General features: G+C 63.6%; 15 protein-coding genes. 7 read left to right on the top strand and 8 right to left on the bottom strand.

The genetic code is table 11. From position 1 onward, the window contains the following. Window positions 1–19: 19 nt before the first annotated feature. From lysA to argH, 3 genes are all read right to left on the bottom strand, one after another. Window positions 20–1,288: a diaminopimelate decarboxylase gene (lysA, locus tag NKI06_RS06805; RefSeq protein WP_352984588.1), complete on the bottom strand. Its 1,269-nt coding sequence runs from the start codon at window positions 1,286–1,288 to the stop codon at window positions 20–22. 80 nt (window positions 1,289–1,368) lie between these two features. Beyond that, complete coding sequence (locus tag NKI06_RS06800) at window positions 1,369–1,575, bottom strand: hypothetical protein (protein ID WP_023673325.1); 207 nt, start codon at window positions 1,573–1,575, stop codon at window positions 1,369–1,371. Between the two features lie 68 nt (window positions 1,576–1,643). After that, the gene (gene argH / locus NKI06_RS06795) at window positions 1,644–3,044 is read right to left on the bottom strand and encodes an argininosuccinate lyase (RefSeq protein WP_023828410.1); all 1,401 of its coding nucleotides are present in this window, start codon (window positions 3,042–3,044) and stop codon (window positions 1,644–1,646) included. Between the two features lie 35 nt (window positions 3,045–3,079). Here argH and tlpA point away from each other — a divergent pair, with 35 nt between their 5' ends. After that, entirely contained in the window at window positions 3,080–3,772 is a 693-nt protein-coding gene (tlpA, locus tag NKI06_RS06790; protein ID WP_352811814.1) for a thiol:disulfide interchange protein TlpA, read from the top strand. 96 nt (window positions 3,773–3,868) lie between these two features. Here the strand turns inward: tlpA and NKI06_RS06785 are convergent, their stop codons facing one another. Further along, entirely contained in the window at window positions 3,869–6,316 is a 2,448-nt protein-coding gene (locus NKI06_RS06785; protein ID WP_023704311.1) for a bifunctional diguanylate cyclase/phosphodiesterase, read from the bottom strand. Window positions 6,317–6,463: 147 nt separating this feature from the next. Continuing rightward, window positions 6,464–6,610 (bottom strand): hypothetical protein, encoded by a 147-nt coding sequence (locus tag NKI06_RS06780; protein ID WP_023685332.1) that lies wholly within the window; start codon window positions 6,608–6,610, stop codon window positions 6,464–6,466. Window positions 6,611–6,795: 185 nt separating this feature from the next. Between NKI06_RS06780 and ugpB the strand changes: the two genes are divergently transcribed. The 4 genes from ugpB to NKI06_RS06760 all read left to right on the top strand — a co-directional run bounded on the left by ugpB (window position 6,796) and on the right by NKI06_RS06760 (window position 10,989). Beyond that, window positions 6,796–8,106: a sn-glycerol-3-phosphate ABC transporter substrate-binding protein UgpB gene (gene ugpB / locus NKI06_RS06775; protein WP_023685331.1), complete on the top strand. Its 1,311-nt coding sequence runs from the start codon at window positions 6,796–6,798 to the stop codon at window positions 8,104–8,106. Window positions 8,107–8,177: 71 nt separating this feature from the next. Beyond that, on the top strand, window positions 8,178–9,062 hold the full coding sequence (gene ugpA / locus NKI06_RS06770; RefSeq protein ID WP_023685330.1) for a sn-glycerol-3-phosphate ABC transporter permease UgpA: 885 nt from the start codon (window positions 8,178–8,180) through the stop codon (window positions 9,060–9,062). 9 nt (window positions 9,063–9,071) lie between these two features. Next, window positions 9,072–9,920 (top strand): sn-glycerol-3-phosphate ABC transporter permease UgpE, encoded by an 849-nt coding sequence (gene ugpE, locus NKI06_RS06765; protein ID WP_023698704.1) that lies wholly within the window; start codon window positions 9,072–9,074, stop codon window positions 9,918–9,920. A 7-nt stretch (window positions 9,921–9,927) separates the two neighbouring features. Beyond that, window positions 9,928–10,989 carry a sn-glycerol-3-phosphate import ATP-binding protein UgpC gene (locus NKI06_RS06760; protein ID WP_023701409.1) on the top strand — a complete coding sequence of 354 codons (1,062 nt, stop codon included), beginning with the start codon at window positions 9,928–9,930 and terminating at the stop codon, window positions 10,987–10,989. Window positions 10,990–11,024: 35 nt separating this feature from the next. Here NKI06_RS06760 and NKI06_RS06755 read toward each other — a convergent pair whose 3' ends face one another. The 3 genes from NKI06_RS06755 to NKI06_RS06745 form a co-directional block, all read right to left on the bottom strand. Then, entirely contained in the window at window positions 11,025–12,107 is a 1,083-nt protein-coding gene (locus NKI06_RS06755; protein WP_352984585.1) for an ABC transporter ATP-binding protein, read from the bottom strand. Beyond that, on the bottom strand, window positions 12,104–13,675 hold the full coding sequence (locus NKI06_RS06750; RefSeq protein WP_352984583.1) for an ABC transporter permease: 1,572 nt from the start codon (window positions 13,673–13,675) through the stop codon (window positions 12,104–12,106). Before NKI06_RS06750 ends, NKI06_RS06755 begins: the two co-directional genes overlap by 4 nt. A 154-nt stretch (window positions 13,676–13,829) precedes the next feature. After that, on the bottom strand, window positions 13,830–14,837 hold the full coding sequence (locus tag NKI06_RS06745; protein ID WP_352984581.1) for an iron ABC transporter substrate-binding protein: 1,008 nt from the start codon (window positions 14,835–14,837) through the stop codon (window positions 13,830–13,832). A gap of 204 nt (window positions 14,838–15,041) precedes the next feature. Between NKI06_RS06745 and NKI06_RS06740 the strand changes: the two genes are divergently transcribed. Both NKI06_RS06740 and NKI06_RS06735 read left to right on the top strand, forming a co-directional pair. Further along, complete coding sequence (locus NKI06_RS06740; protein ID WP_023671665.1) at window positions 15,042–15,593, top strand: sigma-70 family RNA polymerase sigma factor; 552 nt, start codon at window positions 15,042–15,044, stop codon at window positions 15,591–15,593. A 1-nt stretch (window position 15,594) separates the two neighbouring features. Continuing rightward, entirely contained in the window at window positions 15,595–16,233 is a 639-nt protein-coding gene (locus NKI06_RS06735; protein ID WP_023671666.1) for an NrsF family protein, read from the top strand. Window positions 16,234–16,386 lie beyond the last annotated feature (153 nt).

Raw genomic sequence — 16,386 nt, 5'->3', positions numbered from 1 at the left:
GCAGCCGCCGTGGCGGCTCCTATGCAAGCCAGTCGGGCACCGAATCCAGGCCGATAAGCTCGTCATAGGTCTGGCGCCGGCGTACGACATGGAAACGGTCGCCGTCGACCAGAACCTCAGGCACAAGTAGGCGGGTGTTGTAGGTGCCGGATTGCACCGCGCCATAGGCGCCGGCGGTGGTGACGGCAATGAGGTCGCCAGACTTGAGCCGGGGCAGGTCACGGTCGAGGCCGAGATAGTCGCCGGTCTCGCAGACCGGGCCGACGACGTCGACCGCCATGCGCGGCGTGTCGGCCGGCGGCTGCACCACCGGCTTGATGTCGTGGAAGGCATCGTAGAGCGTCGGCCGGATCAGATCGTTCATGGCGGCGTCGACGACGAGGAAGTTCTTGGCGTCGCCTTCCTTCACGAATATCACTTCCGAGACCAGGATGCCGGCATTGCCGACGATCAGCCGGCCCGGCTCGAACATCACCCTCACCCCAAGCTTTGTCAGATGCTTCCTGACGATATCGGCATAGGCATCGGGCAGAGGCGGCGGGCTGTTGTCGGTGCGGTAGGGGATGCCGAGGCCGCCACCGAGATCGACATGCTCGACGGCGTGGCCATCGGCGCGCAGCGCGCCGACCAGTTCCGCCAGAAGCGCGAAAGCATCGTCAAAGGGCTGCAACTCGGTGATCTGGCTGCCGATATGGGTATCGATGCCGATGGGCTTGGTGCCCGGCAAACCGGCCGCGCGGGCATAGACCTGGCGCGCCCTTTGCCATGGAATGCCGAACTTGTTCTCGGCCTTGCCGGTGGAGATCTTCCTGTGCGTCCTGGCGTCGACATCCGGGTTGATGCGCAGCGACACCGGCGCCACCTTGCCGAGCGCGGTGGCGCGGGCCGACAGCAATTCAAGCTCCGGCTCGGATTCGACATTGAAGCAGAGAATGCCGGCCTCGAGCGCGAAATCCATCTCGCGCGCGGTCTTGCCGACACCGGAAAACACGATCTTGTTGGCCGGGATTCCGGCGGCGAGCGCGCGGCGCATTTCGCCTTCCGAGACGGTGTCGGCGCCGGCGCCGAGCTTTGCCAGCGTTCGCAGCACCGCCTGGTTGGAATTCGCCTTCAAGGCGTAACAGACCAGCGTGTCGAGCCCGGCAAAGGCCCCGGCGAACACCCGGTAGTGCCTCGTCAAGGTTGCCGTCGAATAACAATAGAACGGCGTGCCGACGCTTGCGGCGATGTCTGGTATCGCCACGTCCTCGGCATGGAGCACGCCGTCGCGGTAATCGAAATGGTTCACGAGAGTGTTTCCGGAAGTTGGAGCACGAGACCTAGTTAGCACGAGACCTGGTCAGAAAGACCAAGCCGGTCTCATCGGCTCTAGATCAGCGGGTCGAGGATGAACTTCTTGTCCACGACCGGTTTTTCCGGCTCCGGCGGCACCGGCTGTTTGGCGCGCTCGGCGTCCTTGCGGGCCTGGACGGCCGCTTCATAGGGCGTATCGAGACCAGCCTTACGGCCGCAAGCGGTCACGGCAGCCATCGCCGTCAGCAGCGTCAGCGTCACCAAAATCCTGCTTGCGGTCATCGATCCATCCGTCCGAAACTTTATGTGCTGCGCTTTTAACCGAGTTTTAGGCGCATTGCACCCCGGCATCATGCCTTGGCGATGCGCTTTTTCCAGCTGCGGATCTGCTTCCTGACCTCCGACGGCGCCGTGCCGCCGAAACTGGTGCGGCTCTTCACCGAATTCTGCACGGCCAGAACCGAGAAGATGTCTGCCGTGATGCCGGGGTTGATCGACTGCAGATCTTCCAGCGACAGCTTTTCAAGGCTCACCTTCTTCTCTTCGGCCACCGCCACCGCGCGGCCGGTGACATGGTGTGCCTCACGGAAGGGCAGGCCCAGCGTGCGCACCAGCCAGTCGGCGAGGTCGGTCGCGGTCGCGTGGCCCGAGCCGGCGGCCTTCTTCATGGCGGCGGCATTGACCGTCATGTCGCGCACCATGCCGGTCATCGCCGCCAGCATCAGATCGAGCGTCTCGGCGGCGTCGAAGACCGATTCCTTGTCTTCCTGCATGTCCTTGCCGTAGGTCAGCGGCATGCCCTTCATCACCGTCAGCAGCCCGACCAGATGGCCGGTGACGCGGCCGGTCTTGCCGCGCACCAGTTCGGCGGCGTCCGGGTTCTTCTTCTGCGGCATGATCGAGGAGCCGGTGGAGAAGGAATCCGACAGCCTGACAAAGCCGAATTGCGGCGTCGACCAGATGATGATTTCTTCGGCGAGCCGTGACAGATGCGTGGCGCAGATCGCGGCCAGGCTCAAGAACTCCAGCGCGAAATCGCGGTCGGAGACGCTGTCGAGCGAATTGCGCATCGGCTCGCGAAAGCCGAGCGCCTTCGCGGTCTTGTGGCGGTCGATCGGAAAACTGGTGCCGGCAAGCGCTGCCGCGCCGAGCGGGCTTTCATCCATCCGCTCGATGGCATCGCGGGTCCGCGACAGGTCGCGCGAAAACATCTCGACATAGGCCATGCAATGATGGCCGAAGGTCACCGGCTGCGCCGCCTGCATGTGGGTGAAGCCGGGCATCACGGTCGCCGCATGCTCCTCGGCGCGGTCGAGCAAGGCTGAGATCAGCCCCTTCAGCGCCTCGGCGACGCGAAAGCACTCGTCCTTGACCCAAAGCCGGAGATCCACCGCCACCTGGTCGTTGCGTGACCGCGCCGTGTGCAGGCGGCCGGCGGCCGGGCCGATCAGGTCGGCAAGGCGGGCCTCGACGTTCATGTGAATGTCTTCCAGCCGGGTCGAGAACTCGAACGTGCCGGCCTCGATCTCTTTCAGGATCGTGTTCAGCCCGTGAGCGATTTTTTCTTGATCGGCCGCCGAAATAATGCCCGTTTCAGCCAACATCTCGCTGTGGGCGACCGAACCTCTTATGTCTTGGGCATAGAGTTTGCGGTCGAACGAAATCGATGCGTTGATCGCTTCCATGATCGCGGCCGGACCCGAGGCAAAACGTCCGCCCCACATCTGGTTGCTGGCCTTCTTGTCGCTCATCGCTATAACCCGTGCTCCGGAGCAGTCTTAGAAAAATGGCAGACGGTAACAGATACTTCCCGGCCCCGCGCCTGATCCTCGCCGCTTTGCTGGCGGGCGTGCTGGCCAGCGCGGTCGCGGTATATGTCAGCGAGAGCGGGTCTGGCAACAACGCAGCCACCGGCAGCGCACCTGCGGCCGGCGCGGGCAACAGCAAGGACGACGTCGCCTGCGCCGCCAAGAGCGACCGCGCCAAAAAAGTTGCCGCCGCGGCCACCGGCCAGGTTGCGGCATTGCTGCCCGCCGATCCGCCGCAATCGCTGGAAAGTCTCGCCTTCAACGGTCCCGACGGCAAGCCGATGACGCTCGCCGATCATGCCGGCAAGACCGTGCTGCTCAATCTGTGGGCAACGTGGTGCGCGCCCTGCCGCGCCGAAATGCCGGCGCTCGACGCCTTGCAGAAGGAAAAGGGCAGCGATGCCTTCGAAGTGGTCGCGGTCAATGTCGATGCCGGCGACGATGTGAAGCCCAAGAAGTTCCTCGCCGATATCGGCATCGGGTCGCTCGGCTACTACCGCGATTCGACGCTGGCGCTGTTCAACGACGTCAAGACGCGTGGCTTGGCGCTAGGCCTCCCCGTCACCATGCTGATCGATGGCGAAGGCTGCCTGATCGCGCATATGAACGGACCGGCCGAATGGTCAGGACCGGATGCCAAGCGCCTGGTCGAGGCCGCACTCGCCCCTTAGAGCGGTTCACCGTTTCGTCGAAACGGCCCGCGCTAACTTTTTTGTTTCGACGCAATTTCGGACGGAAAACCGTTTCACACTTTTCCTGAAATTGCTCTAGGCTGAGCGCAGGGCCGCCGCCGGCGGCAGCATCAAGATGCTGCCGCCGCGTTGTTTAACGCCGGCGTCGTCTTGTGCCGCCGGTGCCGCTACGCCGGTCAATTCGCTGAACGCCTCGATCGGGCTGGGCCGGCCTAGATAGTAGCCCTGGCCGATCTCGCAGGCCTCGGCGTCGAGGAATTTCAGCTCGCCCAGCGTCTCGACGCCCTCGGCCAGAACCGGCAGGCCGAGACCGCGGCCAAGCCCCAGAACGGCGCGCACGATGGCTGCCACCTGGCCGTTGCTGTCGACTGATTTGATGAATGAGCCGTCGATCTTGATCTTGTCGAAGGGGAAGGCGCGGAGATTGGACAGCGAGGAGTAGCCGGTGCCGAAATCGTCCATCGCCACACGCACGCCAAGCGCCTTCACCTGGCGCAAGGTCGCCAGCGCGCGCGGCATGTCCTTGACCAGCGCCGTTTCGGTGATCTCGAGTTCGAGCCTGCCGGGCGTCAGGCCGGAGCCGAGCAGGACTTCATGCACCTTGCGGCTGAAATTCGGATTGTGGAGCTGCACCGCCGAGACATTGACCGCGACGGTGAGAGGGTTCTTCCAGCGCGCAGCCTCGGCGCAGGCCGTCGCCAGCACCCATTCGCCGATCTGGATGATGACGCCGCTGTCTTCGGCCACCGGGATGAAGGTCGCCGGCGACACGTCGCCGCGCTGCGGATGGCGCCAGCGGATCAGCGCTTCGAACCCGACCATCCGCCCGCTGCTGATCTCCTTTTGTGGCTGGTAGACGAGGCGAAACTCATCGCGCGCCATCGCCTGGCGCAGTTCGTGCTCCATCACGCGCCGGTCTCGCGCCTCGGCGCCCATCGAGGCCTCGAAGTAACGGTAAGTGTCCTTGCCCTCGGCCTTGGCGCGGTAGAGCGCGGTGTCGGCGTGGCTGACCAGGAGTGTCGGCTCATCGGCGTCGAGCGGATAAAGTGCAATGCCGATGCTGGCCGACACCAGCCCGCCACCGACCGACAGCCGGTTTTCCTCGCGCATGGCCGCCAGCACCGCCTCGGCGATGCGGCCGGCCGCCTGCGGATCGGGAAGGTTCGGAGCGATGATGGCGAACTCGTCGCCGCCGAGACGCGCCAGCATCTGTCCGTGGCGGAGCACGGCGGAGGCGCATAGCGCCACCTTCTGCAGCATGGCATCGCCGGCGCCATGCCCGAACAGGTCGTTCACTTCCTTGAAGCGGTCGAGGTCGAGCAGCAGCAGCGCAAGATGCCCACCCTTGCCGCCGCGGTCCATTGCGGCAATTTCGGCCTCGAGCCGGCCGGAGAAACTGCGGCGGTTGGGGAGCCCGGTCAGCGGGTCGAAATGGGCGAGGCGCAGGATCTCCTGCTCGGCCTTCCTGCGTTCGCGGATGTCGCGCACGGCGACAACGCTGTGCCGCTTGCCGCAATAGTCGATGCTTCTGGCGATAAGTTCGACGGGGATGGTGGCGCCGTCATGGGCTCTGAGTTCGGCTTCCTGTGCCTGTCCGCTGCAGTCGGACATGCCGGCCGCGGTGCGTTCGCCGAAGAGATCGCCAAGCAGCATCGCGTTCAGCACTTCCGGCGCAATGCCGGTGAGTGCCGCGATGCTGTCATTGGCGCTGACGATGCGGGCGCCATCGCAGACGATCAGCCCCTCGACGGCGGCGTTGGCGAGGCCGTGCATGCGCTCGGCCTCGAGCTTGTGACGCCGGAAGCGAAGGTCGATCCACAATGCTGCGGCTGAAAGCACCAGGATAGCCAGGCTGACTGCAGCGGCGGCGAAGGCCTGCGACACCGGTTCGACCGTGAACTGCGATATCTCGATGGAGGAGTCCGGGAAGATCGACACCGCGCCCATGGCGATGAAGTGCAGGCTGCAGATCGCCAGCGTCAACAGGATGGCGGCGGCGATTGTGGCCTGCATGGACGGCCGTCGCAACACCACCAGCAGCGCCAGCGCGGCGAGGGTGACGCCTGTCAGCACCGAGACGCCGACCAGCAGCGGGTTCCAGACGATGCGCCCTTCGACCTCGAAGGCGGCCATGCCGATATAGTGCATGGCGGCGATACCAGCGCCGAGGACCGCGCCGCCGACCAGAGGGTAGTCGATGCCCCGGCGCAAGGTGGCGATCCACATGCCCGCAGCGGTCAGGGCGACGGAACCGGCGAGCGAAAGCGCCGACATTTCCGTATTGTAGGCGTTGGGGATTCCGGGAGAAAAGGCAAGCATTGCGATGAAGTGCGTCGCCCAGATACCGAAGCCGGTGGAAGTGGCTGCTATCATCAGCCAGGTATAGCGGTTGCGCTCGCTCGAGCGGTCGACATGGCGAAGCAGGTTGACCGCCGAGAAGGAAGAAATACCGCAAATGAGCGCTGCCAGTGCGACCAGTCTCAGATCGTGCTCATGCACGATACAATTATAGACCGTCAGCATCTCGCCCCACCTGCTCTCCCACAGCAATCAAGCCGTCCACTTGATTAGTATGCCACGCTTGACGAAGAATCGGTTATGCGAACTACAACTACAGCGGGTTTTTCGGGTTGTACGTTGCGGCGATCCTGTCTCATTCCAGACGCACGGTTACAGCAGCGCCTGGCGCGATGCCGCTCGGCCGATCTCGATCTGGCCGAGCGCCGGTTTGGCGGCCGCACGGTGCAGGTGCGTGGCGCTGTCACGCGGGCCCTTCACGCATCGCTGGGCGGTCGGCGATCCTTGCAGGCCCACCATGCCCCATTCTATCGCTGAGCCGGCTTGGCATTTCTCTCGGTCCTCGTTGCAAGGCGAGGGGGCGCGAAGTTAGCCGGGTATGAAATTCACGAAACAGCAACAAATCCGTTGTCCGATTGTCATCAGAGACACATATTGCGTTCGCGGGAGCGCCCCTTTCGCCAATGACAAACGGGAGATGAAACATGAAGTTGTTCGGCTTTGCGGCCGGTGTTGCCGCCACCTTGACCCTGCTTTCCACCACCTCCGCCTTCGCCGCCACCCAGATCAGTTGGTGGCATGCAATGACCGGCGCCAATGCCGAGGTGGTCGACAAGATCGCCAAGGATTTCAATGCCAGCCAGAGCGACTATGAAATTCTCCCTGTTTTCAAGGGCACCTATCCCGAAACGCTGAATGCCGGCATCGCTGCCTTTCGTGCGGGGCAAGCGCCCGACATCATCCAGGTGTTCGACGTGGGTACCGGCGTCATGATGGCCGCCGAAGGTGCGATCAAGCCGGTGGCCGATGTGCTGACCAGCGCCGGCGTGACCTTCGACAAGAGCCAGTATTTGCCCGGCATCGTCGGCTACTATTCGAAGCCGGACGGGACCATGCTGTCCTTCCCCTATAATTCCTCGTCGCCCATCCTCTACTATAACAAGGATATCTTCCAGAAGGCCGGGCTTGATGTGAACAATCCGCCAAAGACCTGGAACGAGGTGTGGGAAGCCGCCAAGAAGATCAAAGCGAGCGGCGCCGCTTCCTGCGGCTATACCTCGACGTGGTTGACCTGGATCCACCTTGAGGCCTTCGCTGCCTGGAACGACGTTTCCTATGGCACCAACCAGAACGGACTTGCCGGAACCGACGTCGAGCTCAAGATCAATGCGCCGATCTTCGTCAATCATTTCCAGGCGCTCGCCGACCTGGCCAAGGACGGCACCTTCAAATATGGCGGCCGTACATCCGAAGCCAAGCAGATCTTTCTTGCCGGAGAATGCGGCATCTTCACCGAATCGTCGGGGGGTCTCGGTGACATCGTCAAGTCGGGCATGAACTACGGCATCGGCCAGCTTCCCTATGATAGTGACGCAAAGGGCGCGCCCCAGAACACCACGCCGGGCGGCGCCAGCCTGTGGGTGTTCGGCAACAAATCGGACGAGGAATACAAGGGCGTCGCGGCGTTCTTCTCCTACCTGTCCAAGACCGAAGTGCAGGAGTATCTGCACCAGAAGTCGGGTTATCTGCCGGTGACGCTCGCTGCCTATGAGGCGACCAAGAAGTCCGGCTTCTATGACAAGAATCCGGGCCGTGAGACGCCGATCCTGCAGATGCTGGGCAAGGCGCCGACCGAGAACTCGAAGGGCGTGCGCCTCGTCAACCTGCCGCAGGTGCGCGACATCGAGAACGAGGAGTTCGAGAAGATGCTGGCCGGCCAGCAGACTGCGCAGCAGGCGCTCGACAACGCGGTCGCACGCGGCAACAAGGCGATTCAGGAAGCGATCGGAAACTGAAGCGATTTGTCAGTTGAACCTCGTCCACGCGGACCCGCGTGGACGATTTCCTGCACAGCGAGGGAATCACCCTGTCTCCACGCGTCGTCTTTCCCAACAAGACCCTGCCTTATCTGCTGGTGGCGCCGCAACTCGCCATTACGCTGATCTTTTTCTACTGGCCGACGGGGCAGGCGCTCTACCAGTCGATGCTCAGGGAAGACCCGTTCGGGCTGAAGAGCAAGTTCGTCGGGCTCGCCAATTTTCGCAAGGTGCTGGCCGACCCGGCCTACCTCAACTCGATCAAAGTTACGCTGGTGTTCTCTCTGGCGACCGCGATGGTCGCCATGGGTGTGGCCCTGTTGCTTGCCGTCATGGCCGAGAAGGTGGTGCGCGGCAAAGGCCTTTATCGCACGCTGCTGATCTGGCCGTATGCGGTGGCGCCGGCGATTGCCGGCATGTTGTGGCTGTTTCTGTTCAACCCCTCGATCGGTTCGCTGGCCTACGCGTTGAGAGGTCTCGGCATCGCCTGGGATCCCTTGCTTAACGGAAACCAAGCCATGATCCTGCTGGTATCTGCGGCTGCCTGGAAGCAGATCAGCTACAATTTCCTGTTCTTCGTCGCCGGGCTGCAGGCGGTGCCGAAGACGTTGATAGAGGCGGCGGCCATGGACGGCGCCGGGGAGACGAAGCGCTTCTGGACCATCGTCTTCCCGCTGCTCGCACCGACGACCTTCTTCCTGCTGGTCGTCAACACTGTCTATGCGCTGTTCGACACTTTCGGTATCGTTCATGCCGTCACCGGCGGCGGGCCAGGCAAGGCCACCGAGACGCTGGTCTACAAGGTCTACAATGACGGTTTCGTCAATTTGATCCTCGGCGATTCGGCCGCGCAGTCGGTCATCCTGATGGTCATCGTCATCTCACTCACGGCCATCCAGTTCCGCTATGTGGAACGCAAAGTCCACTACGGTTGAGCGCGAGCGATGATTGGTCAGTCCCCGCTTCGCGCCCTCATCGCCCACGCCGTGCTCATCCTGGGCATCCTGATCGTCGCTTTCCCGATCTACTACACCTTCGTTGCCTCCACGCAGACGCTGCAGACCATCCTCAAGCCGCCATTGCCTCTTTTGCCCGGCGACCAGGTCTGGAACAATTACAGCGAGGCGCTGTTCGGCGGTGTCGGCCGCATCGGCGGCGTCAGTGTCGGCCGATTGCTGCTCAACACCACGATCATGGCGCTCGGCATCGCGGTGGGGAAGATTTTCATCTCGATCCTTTCGGCCTATGCGATCGTGTTCTTCCGTTTTCCGCTTCGGATGGTCTTCTTCTGGCTGATCTTCATCACGCTGATGCTTCCCGTCGAGGTGCGCATCCTGCCGACCTACAAGGTGATGGTCGATCTCGGCATGATCGACACCTATGCCGGCCTGATCATTCCGCTGATCGCCTCGGCCACCGCCACGCTTCTGTTTCGCCAGTTCTTCATGACCATCCCAGGTGAGTTGGTGGAAGCGGCGCGTGTCGACGGCGCCGGACCATGGCGATTCTTTTTCGACATCCTGCTGCCGCTGTCGCGCACCAACATCGCGGCGCTGTTCGTCATCCTCTTCATTTATGGCTGGACGCAGTACCTGTGGCCGCTGCTCGTCACCAACAGCAATGACATGAACACCATCGTCATCGCACTTAGAAAGATGGTCTCCTTCGCCGATGCCGATACCCAATGGCATCTGGTCATGGTCACCGCGATGCTGGCCATACTGCCGCCGATCCTGATCGTGGTGCTGATGCAACGCTGGTTCGTGCGCGGACTTGTCGATTCCGAAAAGTGAGAAGCTGATGGCGACCGTCGATCTGAAGGATGTGAAGAAAGTCTATCCCGGCGGCGTCGAGGCGGTGAGGGGTGTCTCGATCGCCATTCCCGACAAGGAGCTTTGCGTGCTGGTTGGGCCGTCCGGCTGCGGCAAGTCCACGCTGCTGCGGATGATCGCCGGGCTTGAGACCATTTCTTCCGGCACCGTCGCTATCGACGGCAAGATCGTCAACACGATCGGTCCGACCGAGCGCGACATCGCCATGGTGTTCCAGAACTATGCGCTCTACCCGCATATGAAGGTCTACGACAACATGGCCTACGGGTTGCGCAACCGGGGTACTCCCAAGGACGAGATCGACAGCAGGGTTCGCTCGACCGCCAAGGTGCTGGAACTCACGGCGCTGCTCGACCGGCGCCCACGCGAGCTTTCCGGCGGCCAGCGCCAGCGCGTGGCCATGGGTCGCGCAATCGTGCGCAATCCGAAAGTCTTCCTGTTCGACGAGCCGCTTTCCAACCTCGACGCCAAACTGCGCGGCCAGATGCGGGTTGAAATCAAGAATTTGCAGCGCTCGCTCGGTGTCACCTCGGTCTACGTCACCCACGATCAGCTTGAGGCGATGACGCTGGCCGATATTCTCGTCGTCATGAATGGCGGATTGGTCGAGCAGACGGGCGCGCCGCTTGACATTTACGAGAAGCCGGCCTCGACCTTCGTCGCCTCCTTCATCGGCGCGCCCCCGATGAACCTTTTGCCTCTTTTGCAAGCATCGGCTGGTCCAGCGCTGATTGATGGCAAGACGATTGACTTTGCGCCCACGAACGCCGCCACGCTTGGCTTCCGCCCTGAGGATGCCGACGTCACCTTCAGTGCCGAGGCATCATCCGGCGCGCTTATTCTGCCTGCGGCGGTCGAGGCGGTCGAACCTGTGGGAGCCGAAAGCTTTCTTCACTGTGCCGCCGGCGGCAACCGCATCGTCGTGCGTGTGGCCGGCCGCGCCACGGCCAAACCCGGCGATCAACTGCGCGTCGTGGCCAGGGCCGAGAAGCTGCATTGGTTCGACAATGCTGGGAAACGAGTCGATTGACGCAGCCGCTCGCGCCAATCCGACGCATCGGCAGTTCAGGCGAAGACATGCGCCTTGCCGGAGACGGTCAGGCGCACGATCTCGCCGACGGAAGGCGCGTCGATACCCGGTTTGCGCAGGATCAGCGGCGTGCTGCCTATTGCCGCGGCGTCGGGCGGATCGGGGTTGTTCAACAGCCGCACGGCAATGGTGCACATCGAGCCTGCGAATTCCGAGTCCGTCACCTCGGCGAATATCGTGCCCGCAGGACCCGACATGCCTTCGCGCGACGTGCGCTTTACCTGCACCTGCTCCGGTCGCAGCATGATGCGGGCGATGTCGCGCCGCTCCTTCGAGTCGAGGGCTATGCGACCAAGCGAGGAGGTGGCGAAGCCGCCTGAAATCTTTGCCGGCAGGATGATGGCGTCGCCAAGAAACTCGGCAACCATGCGGTCTTTCGGCTGCAGATAGAGTTCTCGCGGTGTGCCGATCTGAGAGAACTTTCCGTCGCGCATGACCGCCACCTGGCTGGCGAAGGACAGCGCCTCGGCCTGGTCGTGGGTGACCAGGATGGTGGTGATGCCGGCGGCTTCGAGTAGTTCGGCGACCGCCTTGCGCATCGAGGCGCGCAGACCAGTGTCGAGCGCCGAGAACGGTTCGTCGAGAAGCATCAGCCTGGGCTTCATCGCCATGGCGCGGGCCAGCGCCACACGCTGCTGCTGGCCGCCGGAGAGCTGGTGCGGGCGGCGCTTGAGGATCGCCTTGTCGAGCCCGACGGTATAGGCGAGCTCGGCGATGCGCTCGGCGCGCTGGTCCTCGCCGCGGGCCATGCCAAAGCCGATATTGTCGCCGATGCTGAGATGCGGGAACAGGGCGCCGTCCTGCGCCACCAGGCCAATGCCGCGGCGGTGCGCCGGCACCGCATGGCCGCCATTGGCCAGCACCTCGCCGTCGAGCACGACGCGGCCCTGGTCGGGCGCCTCGAAGCCGGCGATCAGCCGCAGCAACGTCGTCTTGCCGCAGCCGGACGGGCCGACGATCGCGGTGCGACTGCCGCTTGCGGCGCTGAGCTCGATGCCGGCAAGGGCTGCGACCGGGCCGTAGTGCTTGGTGAGGCAACTGATTTCGAGAAAGCTCATCGCCCGGCCATCCGTTTCGACTGGACATAGAGCAGCCAGGTCAGCGGCAGCGACATCGCCACCATGATGAAGGCGTAAGGGGCGGCGGAGGCATAGTCGATCTCGCCGCTATAGGACCAGAACGCCATGGCCAGCGTGCGCGTGCCGTTGGGCGCCAGCATCTGGGTGGCGGTCAGCTCGTTCATGATGCCGAGCGCGACCAGCGCCATGCCGGCCGCAGCCCCCGGCGCCGACAGGCGAATCGTTGTCGACCAAAGCGCCTTCAGCGGCGGCCGGCCAAGGCTGGCGGCGGCGCGTTCGAGCTCGACCGGCGCCTGTGCGATCGAGGCTCTGAGGCTGATCAAGGCGCGCGGCAGGAACATCAGGGCATAGGCGACCAGGATTGTGAACAGCGTCTGGTAGAGCGGCATGGCGATGCGCACGGTAATGGTGACCAAGGCCAGCGCGATGACCACGCCGGGCAGCGAACCGACAATGTAGTTGCAGCCTTCGAGCAGCCGCTGCAGCGGTCCCGGCGCGCGGATCGAGATCCAGGCCATCGGCATGGCGGCGATGGTCGCAAGCAAGGCGCCGGCCAGCGCCAGGAACAGCGTCTGGCCAAGCGCCAGGCCGATCTCGTCCAAACGCCAGACGTCGGCGCCGCCGGCGACCAGCCAGCGGCCGATGGTGACGAAGGGCACGCCGATGGCGAGAAGCGTGGCGATGGCAGGCAGAGCCAGGCAGGGCAGGGTGGCGCGACCGAGCCTGGTGCGCTGCTGGCGGCGCGCGGCACCCGAGCCTACGCGGGCATAGCGTTCCTCGCCGCGCACCAGCACCTCCAGCGCGAGCAGCACGAAGCAGCAAGTCACCAGGACGCCGGCCAGCATGTTGGCGGCGGGACCGTTGAAGGTCGACTGGAACTGGTCGACGATCGCCGTGGTGAAAGTGTCGAAGCGGATGAAGACGTAGAGGCCGTATTCGGCCAGCAGATGCAGGCCGACCAGCAGCGCGCCGCCGCAAATGGCCAGTCTCAGCTGCGGCAGCACGACACGCCAAAACACCCGCCATGGTCCAAGGCCGAGTGCTGCGGCCGCATCTTCCAGGGCGGGATCCAGCCGGCGCAATGCGGCCGCTAGTGGCAAATAGAGGAATGGGAAATAGGCAAGGACCGACACCAGCACGCCGGCCCACAGGCCATGCAGTCCCGGCACCAGGGTAATCCAGGCATAGGAGTGCACGAAGGCGGGGATGGCAAGCGGCGCTACCGACAGCCAGGCCCAGAGGCGGGCGCCTGGCAGGTCGCTGCGCTCGGTCAGCCATGCCAGCATCACCGACAGCACGGTGGCGATCGGCACGGTGAGCGCCACCAGAAGCACGGTGTTGACCAGAAGTTCGCCGACGCGCGGCCGGAAGACCAGGGCCGAAGCAGTGTCCCAGCCGATCTGCACACCGATCCAGATGATGAACGCCAGCGGCAGCAGCGACAGCAGCGAGACAATTATGGCGGCAAGCGCGATCCAGGACATGGGCTTCCGGCGGGACCGCCCGACTGTCTGGCCTGAACGTGCGAGATCGACCGCAGTTTGCATCAGCTCGACCGCGCCACTGCCGCCGGGGCGGGGGCGCCGCAGGCGCGGCCGGAAACGCAATGTGTTGTCATGGACAATGCCATCTCGAAAACAGAGCGCTCCTGCGGAAAGTCCGGCAGGAGCGCAATCGTTGCCCTTTTAGGACGAACCCAGCCTAAAGCAAGCCGGCTGCCGTCATCAGGTCCGTCACCTTTTTGGAGTTCAGTGTCGCCGGATCGACCTTCGGCGCCTGCAGGTCGGCCAGCGGCACCAGCTTGGGATTGGACTGCGCGCCCTTGCCGATAGCGTATTCGAAGGATGTGCCGGTCTTCAGCACGTCCTGGCCGCCTTTGCCGGTCACCCATTTGAGAAACGCCTGGGCTTCCTTCGGGTGCTTGCTCGAGGCCAGCACGCCGCCGCCGGAGATCGAGACGAAAGCGCCGGGATCCTGGTTCTTGAAATAATGCAGTTCGACATTCCCGCTGTTTTCGCCGGTCTTTGCCTGATCGCCGAAATAGTAATAGTGGTAGATGATTCCGCCTTCGATCTCGCCGGCATTGACCGCCTTCATCACCGTGCCGTTGCCCTTGTAGGCGGTGAAATTCTCCTTCATGGCCTTCAGCCAGTCGGCGGTTGCGGCTTCGCCCTTGAGCTCGAGCAACGCGCTGACGATGGCCTGAAAATCGGCGCCGGAAGGCGAGGCTGCCCAGCGGCCTTTCCAGCTCGGATCGGCGAGATCGAGCATCGATTTGGGCAGCTTTTCGGCCGTGAGCTTGGTTTTGTTGTAGGCAAAGACGGTGCTGCGCGCCGCGACACCCACCCATTTGCCGCTGCTCGGCTGGAATTCGGCCGGGACTTGCGCCAGCGTGTCGGCGTCGACTGGCGCGAAAAGGCCCGCCGCTTCGACCAGGGTCATCGCCGGCGAGTTTTCGGTCAGGAACACGTCGGCCGGCGAAGAAGCGCCCTCGGCGACGATCTGGTTGGAGAAATCGCTGTCGCCGCCATTGCGCAGCGTGACCTTGATGCCGGTTTCCTTGGTGAAACCTTCGACCCATTCCTTGGCCAGGCTCTCATGCTGGGCGTTGTAGACGATGATGCCGGCATCCGCGGCCATCGCCGGCCCGGCGATCATGCTCACGGCCAGCGCTGTGGCCCCCGCTAGGGTGGAGAGCGTGTATCTCATGGCGTCATCCTCAATCTCGGTGGTTCTGGTTTCGCAGGCTGCACCTATCGATACCTGACAGCAATAGTCAACATTGCTCGGCTGCTTCAATCGGTCGCCGCTCCCGCAAACTTTCGTGATTTTGCGGCACTTTGGCTTGGACATCATTTCGCCGGACACGTAACAAATCGGTGCCGAGGCGCGAAGATCGGGGAGTGAACTCTTGTGAGCGGCAAGGATGAGGCCGAGCTTTCCCGGCTGATGCGGGCCGCGATCGCGGGAGATGAAAGGGCCTACGCCGACTTTTTGCACCGGATCGCCGCGCTGGTTCGCGGCTTTGCGAGGCGCAAGATCGTACAGGGCGGGGTCGATCCCGAGGATGTTGTGCAGGAAACCTTGCTGGCCATTCATGTGAAACGGCATACCTGGCGCCAGGACGCGCCGGTGTTGCCATGGATCTATGCGATAGCCCGCTTCAAGCTGATCGATGCTTTCCGGCGGCGCGGACGGCGCATCGAAATCGAGATCGACGAGATCGCCGAGACCTTTGCCGAGCCGGAAACCGAGACCGTCAGCGAACGCGACATCAACCGGGCGCTGGACGGACTGCCGGCTGCGCAGCGTTCCGTCGTTTCTTCGATCTCGGTCGACGGCCGCTCCATCGGCGAGACGGCGGCCAGGCTCGGCGTCAGCGAGACGGCGGTGCGGGTGTCGCTGCATCGCGGGCTTGCCGCGATCGCCAAGCGATTTGGGCAGGGGCGCTTCGGGCGGCAGTGACATGAGGACGGAGGATCTCATCAAGGCACTCGACGCCGACACAAGCAGCAAGGCGATGCCGCTGCGCTCGGCCTGGTTGATGGCGGCGGCAGCCGCGGCGGTGATCGCGGCTCTGGTCTTCTTTCTCACCATCGGCCCGCGTCCCGACATCATGACCGCCATGCACACGATGCGGTTCCTGGCGAAGTTCGTGTTCACCATCGTGCTCGCCGTCACCGCCTTTGGCCTGGTCCGGGCGTTGTCGACGCCGGGCGCTTCGACGGCAAGAGCCGCGGCCTGGATGCTGGCGGCGCCGCTGCTGGTGGCCGTGGCGGTGGCTCTCGAACTGTTCATGGTGCCGGAGCCGATGTGGAGCACGCGCATGGTCGGCTCCAACATGATGATCTGCATGGGCTTCATCCCGCTGATCGGAATCGGCCCGCTTGCCGTCTTCCTGTGGATGCTGCGCTATGGAGCGCCGACGCGGCCGGTGTTGGCCGGGGCGGTCGCGGGACTGCTCGCCGGCGGCCTGGCGGCGACCTTCTACGCCGCGCACTGCTTCGACGATTCGCCGCTTTTCGTCGCCACCTGGTACACGCTCGCCATCGCCGTCCTCGCCGGTCTGGGCGCGCTCGGGGGACGGTTCTTCGTGCGCTGGTGACCGGGCCGTCCAAGATCGCCCAATAATCACCGATCCTTAATCATGCCGGGAATTGTTTGCGGGTTCACCGTGTTGCCGGTGGCTCCGGCGCAACCTTTCCTTAAAATCGATCATCCAGTGTTTTTTGCAGAAATGTGTTGCGCATGGGGTGGC

This window comes from Mesorhizobium sp. M0772 (assembly GCF_040320135.1).
In the GTDB taxonomy this organism is placed as follows: domain Bacteria; phylum Pseudomonadota; class Alphaproteobacteria; order Rhizobiales; family Rhizobiaceae; genus Mesorhizobium.
This window is presented reverse-complemented; position numbering and strand designations above follow the sequence as displayed.

What these genes read in the sequence shown, in the direction of transcription:
- NKI06_RS06800 (WP_023673325.1), bottom strand. Translation starts at nt 1,575, where the DNA reads ATGACCGCAAGCAGGATTTTGGTGACGCTGACGCTGCTGACGGCGATG.
- argH (WP_023828410.1), bottom strand. Translation starts at nt 3,044, where the DNA reads ATGAGCGACAAGAAGGCCAGCAACCAGATGTGGGGCGGACGTTTTGCC.
- tlpA (WP_352811814.1), top strand. Translation starts at nt 3,080, where the DNA reads ATGGCAGACGGTAACAGATACTTCCCGGCCCCGCGCCTGATCCTCGCC.
- NKI06_RS06785 (WP_023704311.1), bottom strand. Translation starts at nt 6,316, where the DNA reads ATGCTGACGGTCTATAATTGTATCGTGCATGAGCACGATCTGAGACTG.
- NKI06_RS06780 (WP_023685332.1), bottom strand. Translation starts at nt 6,610, where the DNA reads ATGGTGGGCCTGCAAGGATCGCCGACCGCCCAGCGATGCGTGAAGGGC.
- ugpB (WP_023685331.1), top strand. Translation starts at nt 6,796, where the DNA reads ATGAAGTTGTTCGGCTTTGCGGCCGGTGTTGCCGCCACCTTGACCCTG.
- ugpE (WP_023698704.1), top strand. Translation starts at nt 9,072, where the DNA reads ATGATTGGTCAGTCCCCGCTTCGCGCCCTCATCGCCCACGCCGTGCTC.
- NKI06_RS06760 (WP_023701409.1), top strand. Translation starts at nt 9,928, where the DNA reads ATGGCGACCGTCGATCTGAAGGATGTGAAGAAAGTCTATCCCGGCGGC.
- NKI06_RS06755 (WP_352984585.1), bottom strand. Translation starts at nt 12,107, where the DNA reads ATGAGCTTTCTCGAAATCAGTTGCCTCACCAAGCACTACGGCCCGGTC.
- NKI06_RS06750 (WP_352984583.1), bottom strand. Translation starts at nt 13,675, where the DNA reads ATGCAAACTGCGGTCGATCTCGCACGTTCAGGCCAGACAGTCGGGCGG.
- NKI06_RS06745 (WP_352984581.1), bottom strand. Translation starts at nt 14,837, where the DNA reads ATGAGATACACGCTCTCCACCCTAGCGGGGGCCACAGCGCTGGCCGTG.
- NKI06_RS06735 (WP_023671666.1), top strand. Translation starts at nt 15,595, where the DNA reads ATGAGGACGGAGGATCTCATCAAGGCACTCGACGCCGACACAAGCAGC.